This is a genomic window from Candidatus Nitrosarchaeum limnium BG20, assembly GCF_000241145.1.
Lineage (GTDB): Archaea > Thermoproteota > Nitrososphaeria > Nitrososphaerales > Nitrosopumilaceae > Nitrosarchaeum > Nitrosarchaeum limnae.
The window spans coordinates 1-8,083 of the sequence record NZ_AHJG01000228.1 but is presented as its reverse complement, the minus strand read 5'-3'; the positions used below and the strand labels follow the sequence as shown (position 1 = coordinate 8,083).

The 8,083-nt window shown below is 34.8% G+C and carries 7 protein-coding genes; 6 read left to right on the top strand and 1 reads right to left on the bottom strand.

Features of this window, described 5'->3' with window-relative positions; genetic code table 11:
- The first annotated feature begins 321 nt into the window (after positions 1–321).
- The gene (locus BG20_RS08010) at positions 322–762 is read left to right on the top strand and encodes a hypothetical protein (protein WP_048097169.1); all 441 of its coding nucleotides are present in this window, start codon (positions 322–324) and stop codon (positions 760–762) included.
- 22 nt (positions 763–784) lie between these two features.
- On the opposite strand, the gene BG20_RS08005 is transcribed toward BG20_RS08010, so the two are convergent.
- Positions 785–1,093, bottom strand: a complete 309-nt coding sequence (locus BG20_RS08005) for a hypothetical protein (RefSeq protein WP_010193383.1) — start codon at positions 1,091–1,093, stop codon at positions 785–787.
- A 134-nt stretch (positions 1,094–1,227) separates the two neighbouring features.
- Between BG20_RS08005 and BG20_RS12430 the strand changes: the two genes are divergently transcribed.
- The 5 genes from BG20_RS12430 to BG20_RS07985 form a co-directional block, all read left to right on the top strand.
- On the top strand, positions 1,228–1,365 hold the full coding sequence (locus BG20_RS12430) for a hypothetical protein (RefSeq protein WP_157999287.1): 138 nt from the start codon (positions 1,228–1,230) through the stop codon (positions 1,363–1,365).
- Positions 1,366–1,414: 49 nt separating this feature from the next.
- Entirely contained in the window at positions 1,415–2,749 is a 1,335-nt protein-coding gene (gene urtA / locus BG20_RS08000) for an urea ABC transporter substrate-binding protein (RefSeq protein ID WP_010193380.1), read from the top strand.
- Positions 2,710–4,974, top strand: a complete 2,265-nt coding sequence (locus BG20_RS11700; RefSeq protein WP_133936290.1) for a sensor histidine kinase — start codon at positions 2,710–2,712, stop codon at positions 4,972–4,974. Before urtA ends, BG20_RS11700 begins: the two co-directional genes overlap by 40 nt.
- 81 nt (positions 4,975–5,055) lie before the next feature.
- Positions 5,056–7,746 (top strand): alanine--tRNA ligase, encoded by a 2,691-nt coding sequence (gene alaS, locus BG20_RS07990; protein ID WP_010193374.1) that lies wholly within the window; start codon positions 5,056–5,058, stop codon positions 7,744–7,746.
- Between the two features lie 4 nt (positions 7,747–7,750).
- Positions 7,751–8,083 (top strand): class I tRNA ligase family protein (locus BG20_RS07985; RefSeq protein ID WP_010193372.1); only part of this gene is annotated, 333 nt, incomplete at its 3' end.

Here is an 8,083-nt window from a genome sequence, read left to right as displayed (position 1 = left end):
AGTTTTGCAAAGAACTTTTTTAACACACACATGTAGATGATAACTTGCATATAAGGCAAGAATTCTTTTATGATACATTTTCAAATGTTGACGAGTGGATAATTTGTCTCATTGCACATGTGCAAACGTAGCACCAAACGGTACTTCTCATGAGATTTTAATACATCAAGAGCCTCGAATTTATGAAAATCATGGAAATTAAAATTAAATGTATTAAGTAGGCTCAAGTTTCAAAAATAACAATATCGCATAACCTGGGATTGTTCGTATGGTATGATTCTCACACAGTATTAAATAGTAACACGCACAAATATACACATATTGGAAATCAAGGTCGAGGGTAAAGACGACGACTTTAGAGGATCGGATGTGGAAACATGTGATGTATCATACATTCATAAAGATACACTTAAGAAAAATCTTCTAGTCACATCAAATGACTTAGACTCGTTATATCACATAATATCTCCAAATTTAGAAAATAGTGATATCAATAGCTTATTGGAACAGCGATTAAACGCCAATCAGGATGCAAATATTGTAGAGCAAATGTTTAAAATTCAAATTGCAATATTTTGCAAAAACGGTCCATCTTCAGTAGATAACGAAGAGTTACGTAATGAACTTGTGGAGATAAAACAAAGCATATCAGAACAATTCTCAGATGATTTGAGTAAAAGCATAGATGTAATTTCCAAATGGTCTGAAAATGATCAAAACAAAAAGAAATTTTTACACTTTGTGTTAAATTCTTGTGAATAAGACAATTCATTCAATTATATGATCAGTAATTAATTTTCTTGATTCTTACATTGCTTCCTTTGGTTTCTAGATAATGCCCAATAAAATTAGTCAGTTGTTCGCCAATTTTGAATCCCAACGCACCTTTCATCATACCAGAGCTTTCAATTACTTCAGTCATCTCCATGCTAATTTGAATATTAAAAAATGTCCAACCGAATTTCTCAAATGGTTTTTCTACAGTAAATCCATCTTTTACCTTGCATTCGGCTTCTAGTTCTTGCAATGCCTTTGTTACTATTGGAATTTCAGTTTCATAGCTTCGTGTGCTTAGCTGAAATAAAGGATTCAAATCATTTTAGTAAAAACAGTCTTGCTATCTATATCATATGATTTGAAGAGTTGAAGATTTTTTGATTATTTTTCTAATCTTGGTGTTGATAATGTGGGTTTGCTTTTTTATTGAATGGATTTTTCAAATATAGTATGGGCATCAAAACCTTTGATTATCCACATCCATACATTGCTCAATTAATTAAAACAAAGCTCTGGGCACAAGTCCTTCTTGGTTTGTTATTTGGATTTATTTTTGGAGTAATAATAGGCACGATTTTGGGCTTTTAGTTTAATTAAAACAGACACTCTTTTAGATATAAAAAAACCAAGTATGAGTATGAACATCATACTGCTTTCCGTAATTGCGCTCTCAATTATTCTGATTACAGGATTTGTGTTTTTGAGTGTTCAAAATGGCTATCTGAATTATTCATCAAGTGAAAGAAAAACGATAATTGAAAAACCAAGTATGATTTTGAACAAAGAAAACCCAATCAAGGTGGGCATACTCCATTCTCTTACTGGGACCATGGCAATAAGTGAAACAGCTGTTGCTGATGCAACACTTATGGCAATAGAAGAAATCAACGACAGAGGGGGAATCTTAGGAAGAGAAGTAGTACCGATTCTAAAAGATGGGAAATCTGATTGGAGTATCTTTGCATTAGAAGCTAAAAATTTGATAGTGGAAGACAAAGTCAGCGTAGTATTTGGGGGATGGACATCTGCTAGCAGAAAAACAATGAAGCCAGTATTTGAGGAATATGATCACTTGTTGTTTTATCCAATACAATACGAAGGATTGGAAAAATCTCCAAACATAATTTACACAGGAGCATCACCCAATCAACAGGTATTACCTGCAATAGATTGGGCATATGAAAATCTAGGACCGCGTTTTTTCCTAGTTGGATCTGATTATGTCTTTCCAAGAAGTGTAAATGAGATCATTAAAGGAAAAGTCCATGAATTAGGCGGAGTTGTAGTTGGAGAAGAATACAAATTACTTGGAGAGGAAAATTTTAAAGACGTAGTAGATAAGATTGTAGAATCAAAACCAGATGTCATTTTAAACACTATAAATGGTGATAGTAATTGTAGTTTTTTCAATGAATTAAGACAAAGAGGCATCACACCTAAAGTAATTCCAACTATTTCATTTAGCATTGCAGAAGATGAAATTAAAATAATTGGTGCAGAAAAAATGGCAGGCGATTATGCAGCGTGGAATTATTTTCAAAGTTTAGATAACAAATACAATAATGATTTTGTAAAAAATTTCAAGAAAAAATACGGAGAGGATAGAGTAGTAGATGATCCTATGGAGTCAGGATATGTCGGAGTATACCTATATGCAAAGGCAGTTGCAATGGCTGGAACTGATGACATATCCATAGTCAGAGAAAAACTAAAGGGCTTAACATTTCATGCTCCAGAAGGAGCAGTAGGAATTGATCCACAAAATCAGCATCTAACCAAAGTTGTAAGAATAGGCCAGATACTACCAGATGGGCAATTCAAAATTGTATCTAGTTCTGAAAACCAAATCAAACCAAATCCTTTTCCAGATTATAAAACTGAAGAGCAATGGAATGAATTTTTAGATAATTTGTATAAAGGCTGGAATGAGAATTGGGCCAATCCTGGCACAGTGAGCGTGATTCAAAAATGAATCTTAACTTGCGATACTCACAAAAGTTACTCTTGCTAGTTTTGGCCGTTAGTTTGATTCCATTAATTGTAATCAGTGTGATTTTGTATGTAGACAGAGTTGAGTCAAAGACAACTTTCCTAAAAGATCAACTAGTTACAATTTCAGAATCCAATTCAGATGATCTAGTTAAATGGATAGATGAGCGAAAAAACAATGCTATAGTCATTGCAAAAGACGACGTGGTAATTTCATCAACTAAAAAACTAGCAGACCCAAAAACAAGTATTAATGAACGATTCCAAAATCGTTTTGAATTAGAATCTAAACTTGGATCTTCAATTGAACATTTTTCGGATTTTGAGAATTTTATTATCAGCAATGCAAAAACGGGTGAGCCGATATTTTATACAGACACATTTCCACCTGATGAGAAATTTAAAGACAAAAAACATTTTCAGGATGCAGTTAAAGGAGAAACTTCTATGAGTGAAGTGCATTTATCAACAAAAGCAATTCGCAATCAACATGGTTTTTATGAATATAGTGTTCCAACACTTTTTATCTCTACACCAATTAAGGGCGAAGCAGGAATAGAGGGAATACTTACAGCTAGAGTAAATTTTTTTGCCAAGCCTGCATTGATTGATCATGATTATAATTTTCACACACTTGATTCGTATCTGGTAAACTCTCAGGGGTATTTTCTCTCTGAGCCAAAATACAACATCAATGCAGTATCGTATGGATTACTAGATGATCCTATGCTTAAACTTCACGTTAAAAATCCAGATTCAAATCAACTTACAGAAATTTTCAAGTTAGTAAATAATAAAGAAATAAAATACAATTTGAATGGGTACAACAATTATGGAGGACATTTTGTAATTGGTGCAATCTCACCTGTTGGAGATACAGATTGGAGTTACATCACTGAAATTGATAAAAGTGAAGCATTTCATGAAATAGTAACAGTTCAATTTTTGATATTTGCCATAATCAGTGTTGCGTTATTGATAATTTTTGTTACATCGTATTATTTTGCATCAGGACTTACCATTCCAATCAATAAACTAAATGATGCAGCTCATGAGATAATCAAAGGAAATTTCAATGTCAAAACAAAAATAAATTCAAAAGACGAAATCGGTGAACTATCTAATTCATTTGAATACATGGTGGAGCACATAAAGAAGACGACAGATATTGAAGCACAGCTTGCATTACAACAGAATTTGAGACGAGCAATTGACGAATCAGCAATTGTCAGTATTTTAGATAATAGTGGACACATCACTTTTGTTAATGACGAGTTTTGTAGAGTCTCAAAGTACTCTAAAGAAGAACTCATTGGAAAACATCAAAAAATCTTAAGGGCTGACATGTATCCACAGGAATTTTATGATCAGTTGTGGGATGATTTAAGAAGAGGGGCGATTTGGCGTGGAGAAGTATGCAACAAAGCTAAAGACGGAAGCCTATTTTGGAATAAAACCACGATAGTACCATTTAAAGATAAGAATGGAAAAATTTACGAGTTTGTGGCAATCAGATATAACATTACTGATCAAAAAGAGCTAGCCCTAAAATTGGTTCAGGCAGAGAGATTAACTACAGTCGGAGAACTATCTGCAAGAATATCACATGACATAAGAAATCCACTATCAGTAATTAGCAATGAGATCCAGATGCTAAAATTAAAAAAATTATTAAATGAAAATCAGACAAAACGCATAGACAATGCAATTAAAAGAATCACACATCAGACTGAAGAAGTACTAGATTATGTTCATGAGTCTCCATTGGATATTACCAAGTTTAATCTAACTGAACTTGTAAAAGAATCACTTGATACAATGATGATTCCATCTAATGTTAAAATCACAATATCTGAAAACGAAGTATTCATGGCAGGGGATAAACATAAGATGGAAGTTGTATTGATCAATTTGATTTACAATGCAATTCAAGTTCTTGAAGAAGGAGGCGGAACAATAGATATCAAATTATTAAATACAAAATCAGAGATAATAATTGAGGTAATTGATTCAGGTTCTGGAATAAAACTAGATCCAATTGATAAAGTGTTCGAGCCATTAGTTACAACAAAACAAAAAGGAACAGGGTTGGGACTAGTAAGTGTTAAAAGTATTGTAGAGATGCACAATGGAAGTGTAACAGTCAAAAATAATCCCACTACATTTACCATAAAAATCCCAAAAATGGCAGATTATGACTTGGATTAATCTAAAAAAATCTTAATTGTAAAACTAATTTTTCTTTGATTAATCGACAATTCTTAATATCGGAATAATTCAAGTTCTGCGTTGGATAAAAAAGAAATTCTAAAGGAATTTTCTGCAGATTCAGACAGATATTACAAGGTAAAATTATTTGAAGAGCAGGGATTTGTCAGAAAATCGTGCCTAAAGTGCAAGAGATTTTTCTGGACTTTGGATTCAGGAAGAGATTTGTGCCCTGACGATGCAGATGATACCTACTCGTTTATCGGTGAGCCGCCAACCAAAAAGAGATTTGACTATACGCAGGCCTGGAAAGAAGTAGAGTCTTTTTTTGTCAAAAACGGCCACACCTCAGTTTCTAGATATCCCGTTGTTTGCAGATGGCGAGATGACTTGTACTTTACAATAGCATCAATTGTTGATTTTCAGAGAATAATGGGATCCAAAGTTGTATTTGAGTTTCCAGCAAATCCACTGATAGTTCCGCAGACTTGTTTACGATTCAAGGATTTAGAAAATGTGGGAGTAACTGGCAGACACTTTTCTAGCTTTTGCATGATTGGACAGCACAGCATTCCAAATTCACAAGGATACTGGAAAGATGAATGCGTTGATCTGGATTTTAGATTACTAACTGAACAGTTTGGAATTAAAAAAGAAGAAGTGGTATTTGTAGAAGACGTTTGGGCAGGTGGTGGATCATTTGGATCATCGCTTGAATATTTTGTCAGAGGATTAGAATTAGGCAATGCAGTGTTCACTGAATTTCAAGGAGATCTTGGTAATCATACAACACTAGATCAAAAAATTATCGATATGGGTGCAGGATTGGAAAGATTTGCGTGGATTACAAAGGGTACTCCAACTGCGTATGATTGCTGCTTTGGTCCAATTACAAATCATCTCTTTGAAAAAATTGGAATTGATTCAGATTCAGAGATGCTAAGAAAATACTTTACTGCAATTGCAAAGAATCTAGAGATTCATGAAGATCTAATTGATGTAAGAAAACATGCAGTAAATGCCACAGGGTTATCACAGGATCAAATTAATCGAATCATCACGCCACTAGAAGGAATGTATCTAATTGCAGATCATCTCCGTACACTAATCTTTGCAATTACAGACGGTGCATTACCAAGCAATGTTGGCGGTGGATACAATCTAAGAATGATGCTGCGAAGAATTAACGGAACAATGGATAGAATGAATCTCAAGCTGGATATCGATGAACTAGTTGATATGCACATTGACTATCTTAGAGACACATATCCAGAACTTGATGAGAAGAGAGATGACGTCAAGACAATACTCAAACTAGAATCTGAAAGATATGTCGAGTCCAAAGTTCGAATGGGAAAGATGGCAAGCCGCCTCAAAGACAAGGGTAGGGCACCAACAGTAGATGAGCTAATCACATTATACGAATCAGATGGAATCACGCCTGAATACCTTAAAGAAATCAATGTAATCTCTGAGATTCCCTCTTCATTTTATGCAAAACTATCAGATTTGCACCAGTCAGACAAGAAAAAAGCCCTAGAATCACTACCGCTAGAAAACATTCCAGAGACTGATATGCTCTTTTACAAAGATGACCCAATGGAGTTTGACGCAAAGGTTCTCAAGGTATTTGATAGTTCAGTAGTATTGGATAAAACTTCATTTTATGCAAGAGGTGGAGGTCAAGAACCAGATCATGGGGTAATAGCTGGCGCCAAAGTAATTGACGTAAACAAAGATGGTGGTGTAATTGTTCACAAGCTAGAAGGTCAAGTTCCAAATGAAGGAGACACGGTATCATGTAAGGTAGATGCAACAAGAAGGGCAAACATTACAAAGAACCATACCAGTACACATATTCTAAACTCTTCATCAAGAAGTGTCCTGGGTTCTTGGATATGGCAACACTCTGCATTCAAGGAAGCTGATCATGCAAGACTGGATATCACTCATCATTCATCACTGACTGATCAGCAAGTAGCAGACATTGAAAGAAAGGCAAACGAGATTGTTGCAAAAGATATGGTAGTATCAATTAAGAACTATGACAGGGGAACTGCAGAGCAAAAGTATGGATTTAAAATTTACCAAGGCGGTGTCGTTCCAGTAAAATCTGTAAGAATCGTATCTATTGAAGACTTTGATGTAGAGGCTTGTGGTGGAACACATGTCAAAAAAACTAGAGACGTCGAGCTAATCAAAATAACAAAGACAAAAAGAATTCAAGATGGTGTGGTAAGATTAGAATTTGTCTCAGGTCCAACAGCTAGAGAATATGTAAAGCAGCAAGAAATTGAGCAAGCGCAAAGATTGCAAGAAGAAAAACAAAAAGAACTCAAAGACAAACAGCGAGAGGAAGAAAAACTAAGAGCTAAAGAAAAGATTCCATCTTTATTGGAGCAGGTATCAGCACAGAAAAGTTCTGCAATAATAGATGAGATTGAGATTAATGTAGATAAAATAAAATCATGCTTTACAAATTCAAAACAATACGACGAGTTTTTCCACATGAACTTTGGCAAAAGACTAGTCAAGGACAATCCAAATTCTGTGTATGTTGGGATTTTCGAATCAGGACCTACAGTTAGGGTAATTGCATATGCAGGTGATGAGGCCTCAAAGGGCAAAAATGCCGGAAATATTGCCAAATCTGTGGCTGAAATACTGGGTGGAGCAGGTGGAGGAGATGCAAAATTTGCCCAAGGTGGAGGAAAAGACACATCTAAGATAAACGAGGCAATAGCCAAAGCAAAATCAATGATTACAGGATGATACTATGGAAATAAGATGGAATGAGATAGAATCAAAGTGGAGAAAGAGATGGAATGACTCTAAAGACTTTGAGACAGATCCTTCAGATAAGGAAAAAAAATTCATAACAGTTGCATATCCGTATCCAAACTCTCCTCAACACATTGGACATGGTAGAACATACACACTAGCTGATGTTCATGCAAGATTCTATAGAATGAAAGGGTACAATGTACTTTTTCCAATGGCGTTTCACTATACTGGAACTCCAATACTTGGAATGGCAAAAAGAGTAGAGGCAAACGACAAGGAAATAATTGAGAATTTAAAAAATCTTTACGGAGTACCAGAAGAATCC